Origin of the sequence: Pacificibacter marinus (genome assembly GCF_018860505.1) — a bacterium.
Taxonomy (GTDB): Bacteria; Pseudomonadota; Alphaproteobacteria; order Rhodobacterales; family Rhodobacteraceae; genus Celeribacter; species Celeribacter marinus_B.
In genome coordinates, this window is the sequence record NZ_JAHKPU010000021.1 from 42,140 (window position 1) to 60,450 (window position 18,311).

Below are 18,311 nucleotides of genomic sequence, written 5' to 3' on the forward strand. Positions count from 1 at the left end.
TGAGTGATCAAATGACAGACCAAACAGCTGTAACAGAAAAACCCAAAACGGTTCCAACCTTGCCAAACGCAGCAAAAGTGACCGCTGTCACCCATTGGACGGACCGTTTGTTTTCGTTCAAAGTCGAGCGCCCGCAAACTTTGCGGTTCCGGTCTGGTGAATTCGTGATGATTGGCCTGATGGGCGACCCTGATCCGAACACTGGCAAGCAAAAACCGCTTTTGCGTGCTTATTCCATTGCCTCCCCATCTTGGGATGAAGAGCTTGAGTTCTATTCGATCAAGGTGCCCGATGGCCCGCTGACCTCGCGTTTGCAGCATATCAAGGTGGGCGATGAGATCATTTTGCGTCCTAAACCTGTTGGTACGCTGGTGACCGATGCGATTTTGCCAGGCAAACGCTTGTGGATGTTTGCCACAGGTACTGGCGTCGCGCCATTCGCGTCTTTGATGCGCGAACCTGAGGTGTATGAAAAATACGAAGAAGTCATTTTGATGCACACCTGTCGCGAAGTTGGTGAGCTGGAATATGGACGCAAGTTGGTCGAGCACATCAAATCTGATGAAATTCTCTCAGAAATCGAAGCTGGCAAGCTGCGCTATTACCCGACCACCACCCGCGAAGAGTTCCATCACATGGGCCGCGTCACGGACAATCTGACCTCGGGCAAAGTGTTCGAAGACTTGGGCGTGGCACCGCTGAACCCAGAAACAGATCGCGGCATGGTTTGTGGCAACTTGGCGTTCAACAAAGACATCATGGCGATTTTGGATGGCTTTGGTCTGCGCGAAGGGGCCAATTCTGAGCCGAAAGAATATGTGGTCGAAAAGGCCTTTGTCGATTAAAGGGCTCGCCCCTTTCCCCTCGATCAAACCCCTGCCCTTAGCGGCGGGGGTTTTTCGTTGAGGCCATGCGCATAGTTGCGGTTGACCCGTCATAATCTCGCGCCATAAAAAAAGCCGCGCAATCTGAGACCGCGCGACTTAAAAGAATGTCTATAGAAAAGGCTTAGAGACCGAGAAGCGTACGCGCTTTTTCCAGTACAGCGTTCAACAAGACAGGGTTGTTTTGCGCTTGCTCAAGAGCCGTGGTTACAGTTGCTTTTGCTTCGTCACCGATTGGAGCCAAGGCAATGTAACCTTTGGCTTTTTCAAGGTCAAAGCCTTCAACTTGCAAGGCGTCACTTGCCGCTGTCGCGTCAAACTCGGTCACAGACTCAGCAGCTTCCGTTGCTTCTGTGGCCATTTCAGTTGTCGCATCAGCAGCCTCTGTCGCGGCTTCAGTTGTATCTGTTGCCATGTCTGCTGCACCTTCAACGCTGTCAGTTGCAGCATCTGTTGCCATGTCAGCAGCGTCGCTAGCCATGTCAGTGGCTGCATCCGTCGCGTCAGTGGCCATGTCTGTCGCGCTTTCAACAACGTCAGTCGCAGCACCTGTTGCCGCGTCAGCAGCATCGCTTGCCATCTCAGTGGCTGCATCCGTCGCGTCAGTGGCCATATCTGCCGCACCTTCGACAACGTCAGTCGCAGCATCTGTTGCCATATCAGCAGCGTCGCTTGCCATGTCAGCAGCAGCATCGGCAGCATCGCTTGCCATAGCAGCAGCCTCAGCCGCAGCATCAGCAGCGTCATCTACAGCACCTTCAACGGCGTCTTTTGCAGCGTCGATCATAGAGCCTGCAGAGTCAGCTACAGCATCGGCAGCCGATTCAGTTGTTTCCGTTACAGATTCGACAACAGCAGATGTTGCCTCAGCCGCTTTTTCTTCTTCTTTACAAGCAGCCAAGCTAAACGCGAGGCCAGTTGCGACAGCCGCAGTAACAAAACGATTGGTCATTTTTTAGTCCTTACCAAAACAGGTTAATTCTTTCATACCAAGCTCATATGACATGCTGCATTTGCAAAGAAAAGGGTGTGAAAAGGCACAAAAGTCCCCATAAAGGGAAACAAGCGCATCATTGCCTAAATTGAGGTTGTAAGCGCTGCACAAAACACTTACTTTTCGCATGTATATTATTAACAGCTTATAGGAGCTCATCATAGCCCGCAGACCTCACAATGCCCCGCCCCAACGCGATACCGGCCCTCGGACGAACGAAGCTATTCGTTGCCCAGAGGTGCGCCTGATCGGTGCAGAGGGTGAAAATGTCGGAGTCGTCACGCCAGCGCGTGCGATGGATCTCGCAGCCCAAGCAGGGCTCGACCTCGTAGAAATCTCTCCGAACGCGGCGCCGCCCGTGTGTAAAATCATGGATTTTGGCAAGTTCAAATATGAACAGCAGAAACGTGAATCTGAAGCACGCAAGAACCAAAAGATCATCGAAATCAAGGAAGTCAAATTCCGTCCAGGAACAGATGTGCATGACTACCAAGTCAAAATGCGCAATGTTTTGAAATTCTTGGGCACAGGCGACAAAGTTAAAGTCACTTTGCGTTTTCGTGGTCGTGAAATGGCGCACCAAGATTTGGGACGCCAACTTTTGGAACGTGTTGCTGCTGACGTGAAAGAAATTGGTCGCGTTGAAAGCATGCCAAAAATGGAAGGCCGTCAGATGATTATGATGGTCGGTCCGCTGCCAAAATAACGCAGCCAAAGCTACATAAAAACGGTCGCACGCCCGAACCAATCGGGCGGCACCATCAGACGCCCTCTTTAAAAGAGGACCAAGTCTGGCAGGGTTACCCTCGAAGCGTCAGGCTTCGGGGGTATTATTTTGACTGAAGCTCGATGAAAACACCCTGAATCGCCCAGTTCAGTGTAATGAATTAGCGATATGACCGCTCTAACGTGGCGCAAGCTAGCCACCAACACTGTGCAGTAAAAGCCTTAGCATTGCATCAAGACGAGCAATATACCTCAACCCCAATTCCCTAAAAAAAAGGCGTCGCAAGTGAATTACACACTCTGCGACGCCGAGATCATTGTCAGCCCACGCACAACAGGCGGACAATGTTGCAAATGCGCATTGCACTCACAGGAGGGAAGCAAAGCATCATCTGACGAAGGGTCATCATCGTTGCTTTGCGCTCATAAGGTTGAATACGATGTCAGGTGGGCTACAGCTTTGATCTGCATCAAGTTGTGTTTGAAAACCGCATACCCCAATAGCTTTACGCTGTGGCGACAGATTAAACGGCCTCTAAACCCAAAGCCTTAGCTCAAATTGAGGCTCTCAAGATCATCGCCATTTTTGATAAGGTCTGCCCACATCTGAGCGGGCTCCCAGATGTCGGGCGCCTCTGCTGTGAATTCACGCAATTTCTTTTGCACCACCAAAGGACGCATGACATCTGCGGTCAACATCGGCCCGCCTTGCCAACGTGGAAACCCTCTTCCCAACAGCATAACGGCGTCGATATCAACGGGCCGCGCGGCAACGCCCGTTTGCAACAGACGCGCGCCAGCGTTGGCCTGCGCCAAAATAATGCGGTCGCATATTTGTGCATCACTCAAAGTCACACGATCGATCCCAGCCCCTTCACGCAGCGCGTCAATAAGGGCCAGAGCCGCGTGATCGTCTTTGCGTTGCGGGGTTTGGTCGGTCAAAACATAATCGTAAAACCCGCCATTCCCACCGCGTCCAGTTCGACCAGCCTCTTTAAGTACGCTGACAGCCACACCGTTAAAATGCGCCAAACCAAGCGCATCCATATTGGCGCAAGGCCCCACAGGCATCCCAAAATGTGTCATCGCTTGATCAATGCGCGACGGGGCAACGCCCATCAGCAGCAGCACATCAACGGCATCCCAAGCGGCCTTTTCCAGCGTATTGGCGATCAAACCGTCATGTGCGGACAGACAAACAGGCACCTTACCCATTTTACGCACAGTCGCATGGGCCGTGGCCAAAGCCACCTCAGAAAGCCCTTCAGTGCGCACCACTTCAACCACGCGGGTCGCTTGGGCTGGGGCAAAGAAATGCAACCCCAAAAACCGCTCTGGATGTGACAGATCTTGCGCCATTCGAGCGAATCCATGATCGTTAATGGTCGCCAATACGGCATCTTGTGGGATGAATTCTTCGATCCGCGACAAAATTTGAGCGCGCCGTTCAATCGTCCCAGATGTAGCGTCGATCACCAGATCACATTTCGACAGGCTTTGCAGATCAGATGCCCCTGAAAATCGCCCTAAAGTTTTATCACGGATTTCTGGCGTGATATGTCCTTGTTGCGCGGACAGTTCATATGAACGCGTGATTTTGCGTTGTGCCAAAGCCACCTGATTGGCGTCTGAGCCAAACACCACAACCTCAAACCCATGATCAAGTGCAGCCATCGCAATCGCCAGCGCCATGTTTGAGACCCCCGCGATGCCTATGGTGGACACGGCGCGGGATTGGTTAAGGTTCAGGCCAGCGGGACGTGCAGCGCGGCGCTCGGCCAAATAGGCGTGACGCATCGCACGCACTTGCTTTGATCCCAAAGCATCCAAACGCGCTGCGTTTTCACGAAACACGCCAGCTTCAAACGGCAGCAACAGAGCCGCTTCAACACAGTCAACAATGTAGCCAAAAGCTTTGATATGGGACTGGCCCGCACGCGCGCGATGTTTGGTTACGGCATCCATATAGGCTGCCCCATCAGACAGCCCCGTCATGACATCACAGGTGCGCCGCACACCAAGATCATCATTGATCAAAGCTTGGCAGAACGCATTCACTCCACGCAGGTCGCGCATATCGACAAGCTCATCACAAATACCAAGTAATTGTGCATGTTGCCCCGCCACGGATTTGCCAGACAGCATCATTTCAAGAGCCGCGGCAGCCCCAATCAAACGCGGCAACCGTTGGGTCACGCCGCCCCCTGGCACCATGCCAAAGGTGATTTCAGGAGCGCCAAGTCGCGCTTTTGGGCCACACACACGATAATGCGCGGCCAAGGCCAAAGCCAGCCCGCCCTCAAGCACCGCTCCACGCAAGGCCGCGACAACGGGTTTGGGGCTATTTTCGATGGTGCGACACAGGTCGTCAAGAGATGGAGTAGCCTCTAATGATCCGGCCTTAAGGTCGGCCAATTCTGCGGCCACCAACCCTGTTGAAAACCCTGCCCCCTGCCCGCGCAAACATATAACTTTGACATTTGGATCATCTTGCGCGATCTGCAAACTGCTCAGCAATGACCGCCGCACATCAAGTGTCAGAGCGTTCATAGGTGGGTTGCAAAGAACGATATAGGCAACGCCGCCATCGTGGCGCGTATCAACTAAGGGGGGCTGTGTCTGCTCTGCGGCAGACTTGGCATCGGATGTGGTCATATCCTCTCCGCGGGTCGGTTTTTTACATCTTTGCGGAGAGTGGCATCAAAAAGCAAGACCCCTTTGAGTTCAGTGAAAAGTCAAGTGGCTCTGTGCCAAATTTACCATTTGGATCAATCGCTTGTGCGACCTTGAGAGGCAATTGGATACGCGGCATCTGCCTCGTTTTGCTTCAATACGCGCTCCAAGTCGACAAGATCTTGCGGCAAGGGCAAGCCCATAGCGCGCAATTCAGACAGTTTTTCGCGCAAACTCTCTTGTAAGATATGTCGATCCGCGGGACGCGCTGCAATTTCGTCAAGGATCATATAAGCTTGGATTTTAAGCGCTTCGAATGCCATGTCGGCCTCCCTTTCATATTATAAATATGCTGTCGTCTAAACTGGGATATTATCCCACAAATCGTCTCCGGTATCGTCATCATCTTGAGGTTGCGCTTGCGTGATCTCGCCAAATCTGGGGTCGATCTGCTCGTGCAATTTGGTCTTCAGCTGCTTGGCAACGACATCATCGACCACAAGGTCATCGACGATTTGATCAATTTTAGTATCGGTTTTGGTGTACATATGATCCTCCTGAGGTGTGCAGATTAAAGTGAACGTTTCATAAGGGTTCATGCGGCGGCACAGGTACTGGGCACATAAGACAGAGCCTCATGGCGCGTCTTATCCATATCATCGTGATAAAATCGGACACCCAAACGCGATCCGATCTCGAAACACAGCATCTCGACGGCGTGGACGCATGTTGTCGTTATCCATCATAAGCGGCCCCCTTCGTCAAAAGGATCGCGCAAACTGACGTGGACTGCCTTGATGCAGGTCAATCAATCGAGGGTAAATCGCCCAAGGCGGAAAAATCAGACAGATCCCCGAGATCGCCAATATCACCAAGCGGCGGCAGATCGCCTCCCATGTCGCCGAGCGATGGAAAATCATCGGACATACTTTTCATCGCAGGAAAAGCGTCTGCACTTTGCATGTCAGCCTTTAAATTATCAGGCATGCCATCCGCCTCGAGTGCAGGGAAATCCGTGCCCCCCATGCCAGCCTTTCCAAGGCCACTCAAGCCATCGCCCGTGTCATGATGACCATCAAGACTGGCAGGTGCATCCATATCCACACGAATGGCGCGGTGGCCGTCCACCTGCCCCAACCGACCAAATGAAACGCGACGCCCGTCTGCGACAAGTTCAACACGCATCAACGCCTTATGCGGGATTGGGATGGTCATGCCAACGCCCAAGTTTGCCGCATCCAACAAAGGCAATGAGACACGGTGCAACACGGTATCAAGATTGGCCTCAGTCCTCATCACCGAGGTCTTGAAGTCTCTTTGCCAATCCGATTGCGACCCTAGTTCAGGTTTTGGTTTTGGGCGAGACGCAGGGTAGATGAACATAATTTCACCGCTGCGCAGGCCCTGCCCCAAGTCGACGGTCATATGGAACATGCGGTAGCGAATGTCATCAAAGGCGATAGGAATGGACCGCGTCTCAGACAATTGCGCGGCAGTACGATAACCCTCAATGTCTGGTGGGTCAGCAGCCTCTTGAACGATATGTTCGAAATGTGCGAGCATTTGGTCAATCAGCTCAAAACACATCACGGAATCTGTGGAGGTGGGTTTGCGTTCTTCAGGCATGTGTTTTTGCACGTTGCCGGTGGTCATCTGTTCCACAACAGAGGTCGTGACAGCGAGGCTAAACACAGCCAAACCGTAAGCATTTTCAGGTCCTTCAAGCAAGGCCAAGAGGGAATTGTCAGAGATTTGATCTGGCAGGCGACTGGTCGATGTAAGTTTTTCCATCACATCAGTCACCTGCATCACCATGCCCGTGCAGTATTCAGCCGCTTTGGCTGCAGCCAAGCGCAAGGCTTTTGCAGAAGACATAGATGTGACCTCAGGCGGAGGACGCCCAACGCCAGCCTTGCGACGCATTGCGGAAATGAGATCATCGTCAGACATTGCGCTGCATCTTTAGCGTGTTGAAGTGGTCTTGGCTCAATTTAAGATCCCCGAATGGGTTTCTTTCACTTTTGACCAGACGAGGTAAATAAATCGTTGATTGAAGCGTATTATATTTTCATCGCGTCATTTTAACACAAAACGGCAACATCTTTGCCCAAGGTCAACGCCCTTTGTGATGCACCCGTGGCACATCAATGCGAAAGGCCGCCCCGCCTTGACCTGGCAGATAGGAAATACTGCCACCCAAATTGGCCACGATTTCGCGACAAATCGCCAGCCCCAAGCCCGCGCCGCCCGCTTTTGCCTGATCCGTCAATCTGGAAAACTTCTCAAAAATCATGTTCTGCTTGTGCTTAGGAATGCCTGAACCGTTATCCACAAAGTCGATTTGGATATGATCATTGACCAAACGTCGCGCCGTGATACGCAAAACCGGTACATCGGCATCACAGTATTTGCGGGCGTTTGCGATGAGATTGATAAAGACCTGAGCCAGACGATCAGTATCTGTTTCAATCGCAATATGTTCGCTTATGGCATTACGTTCGATACCCAAATCTTGTCCCTCAAGCCCCTGTGCCGTAGTGTCTAAAGCCCGCTCGATCACATCATGCAAATTGGTGCGCGACCAGTTGAGCGAAACCTGACCATTTTCCAAAACAGACAGGTCCAACAGGTCATCCAACAGCCGCGTCAATCGCCGCGCCTCGTCGTGGATAATGCCTGAAAACCGAGTCAGGCTTGTCGGGTCCATTGGCTCGTTCGACTGACCACCATCGCGCAGAATTTCCGAAAAGGCGCGAATAGAGGTCATCGGCGTGCGCAATTCATGCGAAATTTGACTTAGAAATGCGTCTTTTTGAATAGATAACTCTGTGAGTTTTTCATTGGCTTCACGCAACTTACGCGCCGTACGCGCCAGTTCTTCGGATTGCAGTTCAAGCTGGCTGGAATGTTCCAACATCTGCGCCGTTTCATCAGCCACGGCCATCAAATCCTCAACTGACACAACAATGCCGCCCGCGATTTGCCCCAACATCGCATGGGCTGTCGCCGCCCCCACAGATCCAGCCAATTCGCGTTCCAACCGTTCCAAAAACTGCGGCGTGGCATCTGGCAGGTAGCCTTGCTTTCCTTGCGCTTCAGCCTCGACATGAAACAAGGTCTGCGCTTCAGACGCGCCAATAATGCGCTGCGCCATCACCAATAAATCTTCGGCCTCGGCTGTGCCTTGTGCCCAGCTGCGCGTGGAGCCCGTGTGCTCGAACACATTGACGAATTGCGCCCCTTGCAAACGTTCAACAGGACGGGGAAATGATACAAGTGACCCCAGTAAAAACACCCCCGTGTTCAAGGCCAAGGACCAGACAACGGCGTGAACAACGGGATCAACGCCGATCACTCCAAACAAGGCTTGTGGGCGCAATAGATTTACGCCCCAAGGCCCATGCGCCAAAAGATCTGCGCTATAGCCCGCTGCCTCGCCGAATGACGGCAAAAACATCGTATAGGCCCAAACCGCAAAGCCAACCAAAATTCCTGCGATGGCCCCTGTACGCGTGGCTCCGCGCCAGAAAATCCCTCCAAGCATGGCTGGCAACACCTGCGCGATCCCCGTGAACGAAATCATCCCAATCGCGGCCAAAGCTTCGGACCCGCCAGAGAGGCGAAAATAGAAATATCCCAGCGCCAAAACGCCCGCGATAGACAAGCGACGTGACAGCAACACGACAGACCGCACATCGCCCGAGACAGTGGCACCGTCTTTGCGAAACGACAGCCAAATGGGCATCACGATATGGTTTGATACCATGGTTGACAGCGCAATTGCAGCGACAATAACCATGGATGTGGCCGATGAAAATCCACCCAAAAAGCTAATTGTTGCAAGACCTTGCTGATCATACTTCAACGGCAAAGTCAGAACGAACATATCAGGGTTGGATGTCGCAGGCAGCACGTCCAGCCCCACCACTGCGATGGGGATTACAAACAAAGACATGCCAAAAAGATACAGCGGAAAAGCCCAGCCTGCCGTGAACAAATGCCGCTCTTCGGCGTTCTCAACCACCAAGACTTGGAACATGCGTGGCAAGGTCAAAAACGCGGCACCAGATAGGATCGTCAACGTGATAAACCGAGTACCATCGATGTTGACTTTAGATACAGGCGAGGCATCGATCCGCGCCAACATATCACCCACCCCGTCACCAATGCCCCAGACAACGAAAATACCGACCCCGACAAGACCCAAAAACTTGACCACAGCTTCCAGCGCGATGGCAGTCACAACGCCGTGGTGACGCTCGTTGGCATCCAGGTTCCGTGTCCCAAATAATATGGTGAACAAGACCAGGCCTGCGGCCACCCATAAGGCTGTGTGATTCAGATCTGGCTCCACAAGACCACCTGGATTGGCCACACCAAACACAGCAAAAGATAAGGCAACGGATTGAAGTTGCAGCGCAATATAGGGCGTCGTCCCGACCACAGCCAGAACGGTCACCAATACCCCCAAAGTGGTTGATTTGCCGTAACGCGATGAGATCAAATCCGCCACCGAAGTGATCCGCTGAGTGCGCCCGATGCGCACAAGTTTGCGTAAAATCCACCACCAGCCGATCATCACCATGGTCGGCCCCATGTAGATCGTCGCGAATTCAATCCCCGAACGCGCGGCATAACCGACAGCGCCATAAAACGTCCAAGCTGTGCAGTAAATCGACAAAGACAGCGTATAGATGACAGGGGAGCGCAACCATCCAAGCTGCCCCCGCTCGGCGCGTTTTTCTGCCCAGAACGCGACAGCAAACAAAAACAACGCGTAGCTCAGGCAAGCCAAGACAAGAAGGTTAAACGATAACATCTAAGACGACCCGTCACCAAAAGGGCTTTTGCCCGCAGGTTCAACGGGATTTTCCTGCGCCGTGTCACTGTCAAGCGCGTCATCCCGCATCAATGCCCGTGCAATCAACCCAGCAGCCACAATGGCACCAATCCAAACGGTAAAAATATGCACATAACCACGCACGCCGCCGCCGATAGGCTCGTCGCTGCCTGCACCGCCCCAAAGCAACGGAACTAAATAGAGTAAAAACAAAAAGATCGGCAAAAGTCTTTGCGCATCAATCAAACGTCGCCTGCGATAAGACGCACGCGCCAAATACAGCGGAGAACGCCGATGTTCACTCATCGCGCGGCGCATCCGCAACCGTTAAATCCACCCGTTGCTCTGACACCAAAGCATTCACGGCATCCAGCATATCGGAGTTGGAAAACGGTTTTGTCATAAAGGCCGAAACACCTGCGGCCTGTGCCATATCGCGATCTTTTTTCTGTCCACGTGCAGTGAGCATCAAAATGGGCAAATTTGCATGATCGGCATCACAGCGCAGTTCGCGCAAAATATCAAAACCTGATTTTCCGGGCAACATCACATCTAAGATGACGATGTCAGGGCGCTTTTTGCCCACCGCCGCCACAGCCGTGGCCCCATCAGAATGCGTTTCCACAATCCAACCGTCGCGCGACAAGATAAATCTTATCGCCTCAATAATGTTTGGTTCATCTTCGATCAGCAAGACACGTTTGCTCATCTGACTGTCCCTCTCCTATACGATTAAAAGATTAGCCATCTTTTAAAATCGCCTGTCCTCACGCTAAAATCTAAGCGCTTGAGCCCTTTCCTCTCCCAAAGATCGGGTCACAACAATGTGTATTTCATCCTGCTTAGGGCGCTTACCGCATCATGTCAAAGCCTGTTGCACTTAGAGCGCGCCCTTCAAACAGGTTTATGACGAGGAATGCTCCATCGCCAAAAGAGACGGCTCACGGCGCGCAGGACAGCCCGCACGGGCACAAACGCGGCAATTCGTGCCGACCTCAACGACATCGCCGGAAACCTGCGCTGCCGTCAAGCTGTGTCCGTTTGGCAAAGCTGCCGTTGCGGCATCCATAGGAACAAAAAGCATCGTGGCCTCAACCACCTCAGGCGCATCAAATCCAGCTTGAGCGACAGGCTGGCAGACAGCATAGGCCAGAAATTGACGTGGCGGTTGGCCCATTTGTTCGATCACTCGCCGCACAGGGGCTAAGGGGCGCAACAGCGCTTGGTACAAAGGCCAAAGCGGACAAGCCGCGCCAAACCGCGGCGGCGCAAAACCATCAAGGGGTTTGCGAAAGGTTAAGGTTCCAGAGCCATCACAGGTCACCAGCCCCAGATCGGCACGGCCTTCGGCTGGAGGAAGTGTCGCAAGTCTGCGCATGGCTGCGGCCAGATCAGCGCCTGTCCGCTGCGCCAAGGCCGCCGGATCAGGACCGCGGGTGGTCAAGACTTCTTCGACTGTCTCAATCGGCATCATGGCAGCATCGGCACGGGCACGCGTCAACCAACGTGCGGCCATAGATCGGGCCGCAGGCGAGGTCAAAAGATCGCTTTGTGACGCCCCAACCAAGTCTGCATCAAGGTTTGCATCAGCCGCCCCATGGCCATCTGTATCTACATCAAGGTCAGGCAAAGCATAAGCTGTGCTGGCCAACCAGCGTTCGACTTCGTCCAGTGGTGCATTTGGTGCCTCGTCCACCTTTCCGACAGTGTCCAGATAGCGCACCAAAGCTTGCGACCCCATGGCCAACCGTTGACTGTCTTCATACATATTGCGGTGAAATCGCACCTGCCATTCAGGATCAATGTCGCCGCCATTGTTCAAAATCCCAGCCGTGGACCGGATCGCTGTCACGGTTGAAATCACCTCGTGCAAAGCGTCAGACAAGAACGGGTCATGCGCCAATCGGTCACTAAGGGCTTCGACGCGGCGCTCCAATGTGGTGATTTGCTCGCGTTGCTGCACAACAAGCCCAGCCCAACCTGAAAACCGCCCTGCGAATTCTTCGATACGGTCTGTTTCAATCGGGTATTGCACAGCACCGCTTTCTGCCACGGCATTTTTCAACCCATCAATCAAGGGAGCCTGCGCACCTTCGGTCAGGGCCGAAACTTCGACTTTGAGCTCACGCGCCAAATCAACAAGCAGTTTGCCACCGATTCTGCGCCGATTGTGTTCAATAAGGTTAAGATAGGCTGGCGAAATGCCAACAGTGCGCGCCAAATCAGCCTGTTTCAGACCCTCCAAAGACCTGCGTTCACGAATGCGTGTTCCTGTTAGCGCTGAGCGTGGCATAGTATTCCCGTGTTCTTTCAATGGCTTTCTGCGAGCGCAAAACGGCTATGCTGCAATCGCGCGAAAATCATTTTACAATATAATTATGTACTTTGTGTATTTGTTAACAAAAAAACCTTTTAAACAAAAGCACTTGTTGAGTCATTTTCACTTCACCCGCAATACTTGGACATCCTGTTAACAGCTCAATCGTTAAGGGCGAGGCAGGAAACGCAACATCGGCGCGAGGAGGCGCAGATCTTGCGGACTGAAACCCTAAGGGAGGATTTCCATGTCCAATTCACTTCTAACGCGGCGCGGTTTGCTGAAGACAAGTGCCGTTGCTGGCGCAGGCCTAGCCCTGCCCACGATTTTCACATCTGGCGCGCGAGCGTTCACCAATGACCCAACAGGCGGCACGGTCACGCTTGGCTTTAACGTGCCACAGTCTGGCGCCTACGCAGATGAGGGCGCAGACGAATTGCGCGCCTATGAGCTTGCGGTAGAGCACCTCAACGGCGGCGGCGACGGCGGTATGCTCAATACCTTCAGCTCAAAAGCGCTGGAAGGGAACGGCATTCTTGGCAAAAAAGTCGAATACGTCACTGGCGATACGCAAACGAAATCTGACGCGGCGCGTGCCTCTGCCAAATCCATGATCGAAAAAGACGGCGCAGTGATGATCACTGGCGGCTCGTCTTCTGGTGTGGCGATTGCTGTTCAAGGGCTGTGCCAAGAAGCTGGCGTGATCTTTATGGCTGGTCTCACCCACTCCAACGACACAACAGGCAAAGATAAAAAAGCCAATGGCTTCCGCCACTTCTTTAACGCCTACATGTCTGCGGCCGCATTGGCCCCTGTGCTTAAAAACCTCTACGGTACAGACCGCACTGCGTACCACCTGACGGCTGATTATTCATGGGGCTGGACCCAAGAAGAATCCATTGCAGCAGCGACCGAAGCAATGGGCTGGAAAACAGCAGAGAAAGTGCGCACGCCACTTGGCGCTGGTGACTTCTCGTCCTATATCGCGCCTGTGCTGAACTCTGGCGCAGATGTTTTGGTCTTGAACCACTACGGCGGCGACATGGTCAACTCGCTTACAAACGCGGTACAATTTGGCCTGCGCGACAAGCAAGTAAACGGCAAAAACTTCGAAATCGTTGTGCCGCTCTACTCTCGCCTCATGGCACGCGGTGCTGGTAAAAACGTGGCAGGTATCCACGGATCGACGAACTGGCATTGGTCTTTGCAAGACGATGCGTCCAAAGCATTCGTTAAATCCTTCGGCACCAAATACGGTTTCCCACCCTCTCAGGCGGCCCATACCGTTTACTGTCAGACATTGCTTTACGCAGATGCTGTGGCACGTGGCGGATCGTTCAACCCCTGTTCCGTTGCAGAAGCTCTCGAAGGTTTCGAATTCGACGGTTTGGGCAACGGCAAGACACTCTACCGTGCAGACGATCACCAGTGCTTCAAAGACGTTCTGGTTGTACGCGGTAAAGAAAACCCAACATCTGAGTTCGACCTCTTGGAAGTTGTGGAAGTCACACCAGCGGCGCAAGTGACTTATGATGCAGATCACCCGATGTTTGCTGGGGGCGCTTTGGGCGCATGTAACCCAGGCGCATAAGGGGTTTTGGATTATGCCAAGCTTCGGCTGGACGCGCGCCCTGCGCGCCCAGCCAACATAATAAGAAACGACCGAACGACAGCAACTCAATCAAAATCTGGGCCTTTTCACACGCACTGCACGGGGCATGCCTCCGCGCGGATGTGACAGAATTTTGCCAGAAGAAATGAACAGGTGGGGACGATGGACGCCATCCTACTGCAGATCCTAAACGGGCTTGATAAAGGCTCGGCCTATGCGCTGATTGCGCTTGGGCTTACACTTATTTTTGGCACGCTTGGCGTGGTCAACTTTGCGCATGGCGCGATCTTTATGATCGGGGCTTTTTGTGCGGTGACACTGTCACGACTTTTGTCGCTCTCGTTTGAAACGATTGACCCGACAAAGACCGACTTTCTTGGCAACCCTGCCACCATCAAAACACCTTATGTCGAGGCGTGGTTTGGCCCTGAATTTGGCAGCGCGATGATCGACTGGGCTGTGCCGCTTGCGATACTCTTTTCCATTCCTGTCATGATCGCTGTTGGGTTCATCATGGAACGCGGGCTTATCAAGCATTTCTACAAACGCCCCCATGCAGATCAGATCCTTGTGACCTTTGGTTTGGCCATCGTTTTGCAAGAGGTGATCAAATACTTTTACGGTGCGAACCCCATTTCCACCCCTGCCCCTGAGGTGTTCAAAGGCTCATTCGATTTCGGCGTGATGTTTGGATTTGATCCGAACGCGATCATCTATCCCTACTGGCGCATGGTTTATTTCTTGTTTGCTGCGGTTGTGATCGGGGCTGTGTTTTCATTCCTGCGCTTCACCACCTTCGGGATGGTTGTGCGTGCAGGCATGGCAGACCGCGAAACCGTTGGCTTGCTGGGTATCGATATCGACCGTCGGTTTACCATCATGTTCGGCTTGGCGGCGGCTGTCGCGGGTATGGCTGGCGTGATGTACGCGCCTATTTTGTCGCCCAACTATCACATGGGGATGGACTTTTTGGTGCTGTCCTTTGTGGTTGTTGTTGTTGGCGGCATGGGGTCATTGCCTGGTGCTGTGGCCGCAGGGTTCTTGCTTGGCATCTTAGAAAGCTTCGCGTCCATGAATGAAGTGAAATCCATTCTTCCCGGCATCGACCAAATCGTAATCTACGTCGTCGCCATCATCATTCTATTGACCCGCCCCCGCGGTTTGATGGGCAAACGCGGCGTGATGGAGGAGTAAACCATGCTTGGATTAAACAAAACTGACTCAAAGTTCTTGCTAATTGTCATCTTGCTGACTTTGTTTACCCCCTTCTTGATGCAACCATTTGCGGCAGATTCTGGCCTTGACCAGTTCAACGGCGGCTACCCTGACTTGATGCAAAAAGTTGCGATCTTTGGCATCTTTGCCGTTGGATTCAACATCCTGTTTGGCCTCACAGGCTATCTATCTTTCGGTCACGCTGCCTTTTTGGGCATGGGGTCTTACGCGGCGGTGTGGATGTTCAAACTGCTGACCATGAACGTGATCCCTGCCATTTTGTTGTCGATGATCGTCTCTGGTCTGCTGGCTGTGATCATTGGCTACATTTCCTTGCGCCGCTCAGGAATTTACTTTTCGATCCTAACGCTGGCATTCGCGCAAATGTGCTACAAAATGGCCTATTCCGTGTTGACGCCCATCACCAATGGCGAAACAGGTTTGCAACTGTCTTTAAGCGATCCGCGTATCTTGGATGGAGCAACTGAAAGCACATCGCTGCCTGTGACCAATATCTTTGGTTTGGCGATGAACAGCTCTTACAAGCTTGAGGCCCTGAACCGTGTATTCACCTTCAACGTTGGTTTTTACTTCTGTGCGGTCATCGCGATCATCGCATTCTATATCGCCATTCGCCTGTTCCGTTCACCTTTCGGGATGATGCTGCGGGCGGTGAAATCCAACCAAACGCGGATGAACTACATGGGATTGAACACCAAGCCCTACACTTTGGCGGCCTTTGTGATCTCTGGCATGTATGCTGGCCTTGCTGGCGGTTTGCTGGCGGCGATGGACCCTTTGGCAGGCGCTGATCGTATGCTTTGGACGGCTTCTGGCGAAGTTGTGATCATGACGATCCTTGGCGGTGCTGGCACCTTGATGGGGCCTGTTTTGGGCGCAGGTGTGATCAAATACCTCGAAAACATCTTTTCCAAAATCAACGAAAGTGTTCTGCACTCTTGGTTCCACTGGTTGCCAGATGGTCTGGAAGAAGTCGTGGTTTGGGTCTTTGCGCGCTTCACCGGCGAAGGCTGGCACCTCACTTTGGGTCTAACGTTCATGTTGGTCGTGACCTTCTTACCGGGTGGTTTGGTTGAGGGCATCAAACGCCTCAAGAAACTGACCAAACGCGGAGGCAAACCCAAAGACAAATTGGACGCCCCCGACCCCGAGCACACCCCCACACCGTCCAAACACGTCGTTTAAGGAGTTATCAGATATGGGAATTCTTGAAGTCAAAGGCGTTGGAAAACGGTTCGGTGGTTTGCAAGCCTTGGGAGATGTCAATCTCTCAGTGCAAGAGAACACAGTCCACGCCATCATCGGGCCAAACGGGGCAGGCAAATCAACTTTGCTCAACTGTTTGGTCGGCAAACTCATCCCAGATACAGGGTCTGTCACCTTTGATGGCAACTCTGTTCTGGGGCGAAAGCCGCATGAAATCAATCAAATGGGCATCAGCCGCGTCTTTCAAACCCCTGAGATCTTTGGCGATCTCACTGTCATGGAAAACGTATTGATCCCTTGTTTTGCCAAACGCGATGGCGCGTTTCGGATGCACGCTTATGAGAGCATCGAACAAGAACCAGACATCGTGAACAAAGCCGAACAAATGCTGATCGATGTCAATATGATCGAAAAGCGTCACATGACAGGTTCGTCTCTGTCGCGCGGTGACAAACGTCGCCTCGAAATGGCCATGTGTCTGGCGCAAGACCCGCGTCTTTTGTTACTTGATGAACCGACAGCGGGCATGGCGCGTGCCGATACGAACAACACCATCGATCTGCTCAAACAGATCAAAGAAGAGCGCGATATCACCATGGCGATCATCGAACACGACATGCATGTGGTGTTTTCCCTTGCCGATCGCATCACAGTTCTGGCCCAAGGCACCCCTCTGGTCGAGGACACGCCGGATAACATCAAAGGCCACCCAAAGGTTAAAGAAGCCTACTTGGGCGAAACGCAGGAAGTTTAGGAACGCATCATGGCTGAAAAACAATTTAACACCGCCACAAACATCGCCGCCAATCATGCCGAATCTGCGCCTGCGTATTTTTCGGTTTGGGATCTGCACGCTTACTACGGCGAAAGCTACATCGTGCAAGGCATCTCATTTAACGTTCACGAGGGTGAAATCCTTGCCCTTTTAGGCCGCAATGGAGCTGGTAAAACTTCGACTTTGCGGGCAATTGCACGTCTTGACGATCCGATGGTGACGCATGGCGAAATCTGGCTCGATCATCAACATTTGCACACGATGAAAGCCCATGAGGCCGCTATCGCAGGCCTTGGTCTTGTCCCCGAAGACCGGCGCATCATTCCAGGGCTCACAGTGGAAGAAAACCTGCAATTGGCCCAAATTGTCGAACCGATTGGCTGGTCGTTAGAACGCATTTATGAATTGTTCCCACGCCTGCGTGAACGGCGCAAACAAGAGGGCGTGACCCTGTCTGGCGGCGAACAACAGATGCTGTCCATCGCCCGTGCCTTGGCACGCGATATCAAGGTGCTTTTGCTGGATGAACCTTACGAAGGCCTTGCCCCTGTGATCGTAGATGAAATCGAAAAAACGCTTCGGATCATTAAAGCACAGGGGATCACCACAATTTTGGTCGAACAAAATGCGGTACGCGCCTTGAACCTTGCCGATCGTGCGGTCATTCTTGACACAGGGACCGTTGTTTTTGACGGTTCAGCCAAAGAGGTGCTCGAAAACGAGGCCTTGCGCGCTGAATACCTTGCGATTTAAGTGACTCCCTGCCCACCACATTTTGGTCGGCAGGGCAAACCGCACTGCCACCGTGCGCACCAACGATGTTCTGGGGAGGACGATCATGACGACGAAGACTTATTCACCCGATGCCGCATTTACGGCGTCTGCTCATGTTGATCGCGCGGGCTATGAGGCGATGTATGCGGCCTCTGTGGCGGATCCTGAGGCGTTTTGGGGCGAACAGGGCAAAATCTTGGATTGGATCACGCCCTACACGACCGTCAAACAGACCAATTTCAACTTTGGTCAGGTCGATATCAAATGGTATGCC

At 52.8% G+C, this 18,311-nt stretch carries 17 protein-coding genes; 8 read left to right on the plus strand and 9 right to left on the minus strand.

Translation table 11 applies throughout. The annotated features are described in order from the left end of the window. Window positions 1-11 precede the first annotated feature (11 nt). A complete protein-coding gene (locus KO503_RS09040; RefSeq protein ID WP_215991232.1) occupies window positions 12-845 on the plus strand; it encodes a ferredoxin--NADP reductase in 834 nt (277 codons plus the stop codon). A gap of 163 nt (window positions 846-1,008) precedes the next feature. Here the strand turns inward: KO503_RS09040 and KO503_RS09045 are convergent, their stop codons facing one another. After that, window positions 1,009-1,836: a translation initiation factor 3 gene (locus KO503_RS09045; protein WP_215991233.1), complete on the minus strand. Its 828-nt coding sequence runs from the start codon at window positions 1,834-1,836 to the stop codon at window positions 1,009-1,011. 202 nt (window positions 1,837-2,038) lie between these two features. Between KO503_RS09045 and infC the strand changes: the two genes are divergently transcribed. Then, window positions 2,039-2,584, plus strand: a complete 546-nt coding sequence (gene infC / locus KO503_RS09050) for a translation initiation factor IF-3 (protein ID WP_215943819.1) — start codon at window positions 2,039-2,041, stop codon at window positions 2,582-2,584. 569 nt (window positions 2,585-3,153) lie between these two features. On the opposite strand, the gene KO503_RS09055 is transcribed toward infC, so the two are convergent. The 8 genes from KO503_RS09055 to KO503_RS09090 form a co-directional block, all read right to left on the minus strand. Further along, window positions 3,154-5,259: an enoyl-CoA hydratase-related protein gene (locus tag KO503_RS09055; RefSeq protein WP_215991234.1), complete on the minus strand. Its 2,106-nt coding sequence runs from the start codon at window positions 5,257-5,259 to the stop codon at window positions 3,154-3,156. 113 nt (window positions 5,260-5,372) lie between these two features. After that, window positions 5,373-5,600: a hypothetical protein gene (locus KO503_RS09060; RefSeq protein ID WP_215991235.1), complete on the minus strand. Its 228-nt coding sequence runs from the start codon at window positions 5,598-5,600 to the stop codon at window positions 5,373-5,375. A 36-nt stretch (window positions 5,601-5,636) separates the two neighbouring features. Then, a complete protein-coding gene (locus tag KO503_RS09065; protein WP_215991236.1) occupies window positions 5,637-5,825 on the minus strand; it encodes a hypothetical protein in 189 nt (62 codons plus the stop codon). A gap of 256 nt (window positions 5,826-6,081) precedes the next feature. Beyond that, window positions 6,082-7,227, minus strand: coding sequence for a FliM/FliN family flagellar motor switch protein (locus KO503_RS09070; RefSeq protein WP_215991237.1), 1,146 nt, complete (start codon window positions 7,225-7,227; stop codon window positions 6,082-6,084). Between the two features lie 163 nt (window positions 7,228-7,390). Continuing rightward, the gene (locus KO503_RS09075) at window positions 7,391-10,096 is read right to left on the minus strand and encodes an ATP-binding protein (protein WP_215991238.1); all 2,706 of its coding nucleotides are present in this window, start codon (window positions 10,094-10,096) and stop codon (window positions 7,391-7,393) included. After that, window positions 10,097-10,423 (minus strand): hypothetical protein, encoded by a 327-nt coding sequence (locus KO503_RS09080; RefSeq protein WP_215991239.1) that lies wholly within the window; start codon window positions 10,421-10,423, stop codon window positions 10,097-10,099. After that, on the minus strand, window positions 10,416-10,826 hold the full coding sequence (locus KO503_RS09085) for a response regulator transcription factor (protein WP_215991240.1): 411 nt from the start codon (window positions 10,824-10,826) through the stop codon (window positions 10,416-10,418). Before KO503_RS09085 ends, KO503_RS09080 begins: the two co-directional genes overlap by 8 nt. A gap of 195 nt (window positions 10,827-11,021) precedes the next feature. Further along, on the minus strand, window positions 11,022-12,410 hold the full coding sequence (locus KO503_RS09090; protein WP_215991241.1) for a short-chain fatty acyl-CoA regulator family protein: 1,389 nt from the start codon (window positions 12,408-12,410) through the stop codon (window positions 11,022-11,024). A gap of 271 nt (window positions 12,411-12,681) precedes the next feature. Here KO503_RS09090 and KO503_RS09095 point away from each other — a divergent pair, with 271 nt between their 5' ends. The 6 genes from KO503_RS09095 to KO503_RS09120 all read left to right on the plus strand — a co-directional run. Beyond that, complete coding sequence (locus tag KO503_RS09095) at window positions 12,682-14,025, plus strand: substrate-binding protein (protein ID WP_215991242.1); 1,344 nt, start codon at window positions 12,682-12,684, stop codon at window positions 14,023-14,025. Between the two features lie 183 nt (window positions 14,026-14,208). After that, the gene (locus KO503_RS09100) at window positions 14,209-15,240 is read left to right on the plus strand and encodes a branched-chain amino acid ABC transporter permease (RefSeq protein ID WP_215991243.1); all 1,032 of its coding nucleotides are present in this window, start codon (window positions 14,209-14,211) and stop codon (window positions 15,238-15,240) included. Between the two features lie 3 nt (window positions 15,241-15,243). Next, window positions 15,244-16,467 (plus strand): branched-chain amino acid ABC transporter permease, encoded by a 1,224-nt coding sequence (locus tag KO503_RS09105; RefSeq protein ID WP_215991244.1) that lies wholly within the window; start codon window positions 15,244-15,246, stop codon window positions 16,465-16,467. Window positions 16,468-16,480: 13 nt separating this feature from the next. After that, the gene (locus KO503_RS09110; RefSeq protein ID WP_215991245.1) at window positions 16,481-17,242 is read left to right on the plus strand and encodes an ABC transporter ATP-binding protein; all 762 of its coding nucleotides are present in this window, start codon (window positions 16,481-16,483) and stop codon (window positions 17,240-17,242) included. A gap of 9 nt (window positions 17,243-17,251) precedes the next feature. Beyond that, a complete protein-coding gene (locus KO503_RS09115) occupies window positions 17,252-18,016 on the plus strand; it encodes an ABC transporter ATP-binding protein (RefSeq protein ID WP_215991246.1) in 765 nt (254 codons plus the stop codon). Window positions 18,017-18,101: 85 nt separating this feature from the next. Further along, the coding region (locus tag KO503_RS09120; RefSeq protein WP_290122927.1) for an acetyl-coenzyme A synthetase N-terminal domain-containing protein at window positions 18,102-18,311 on the plus strand (210 nt) is incomplete at its 3' end.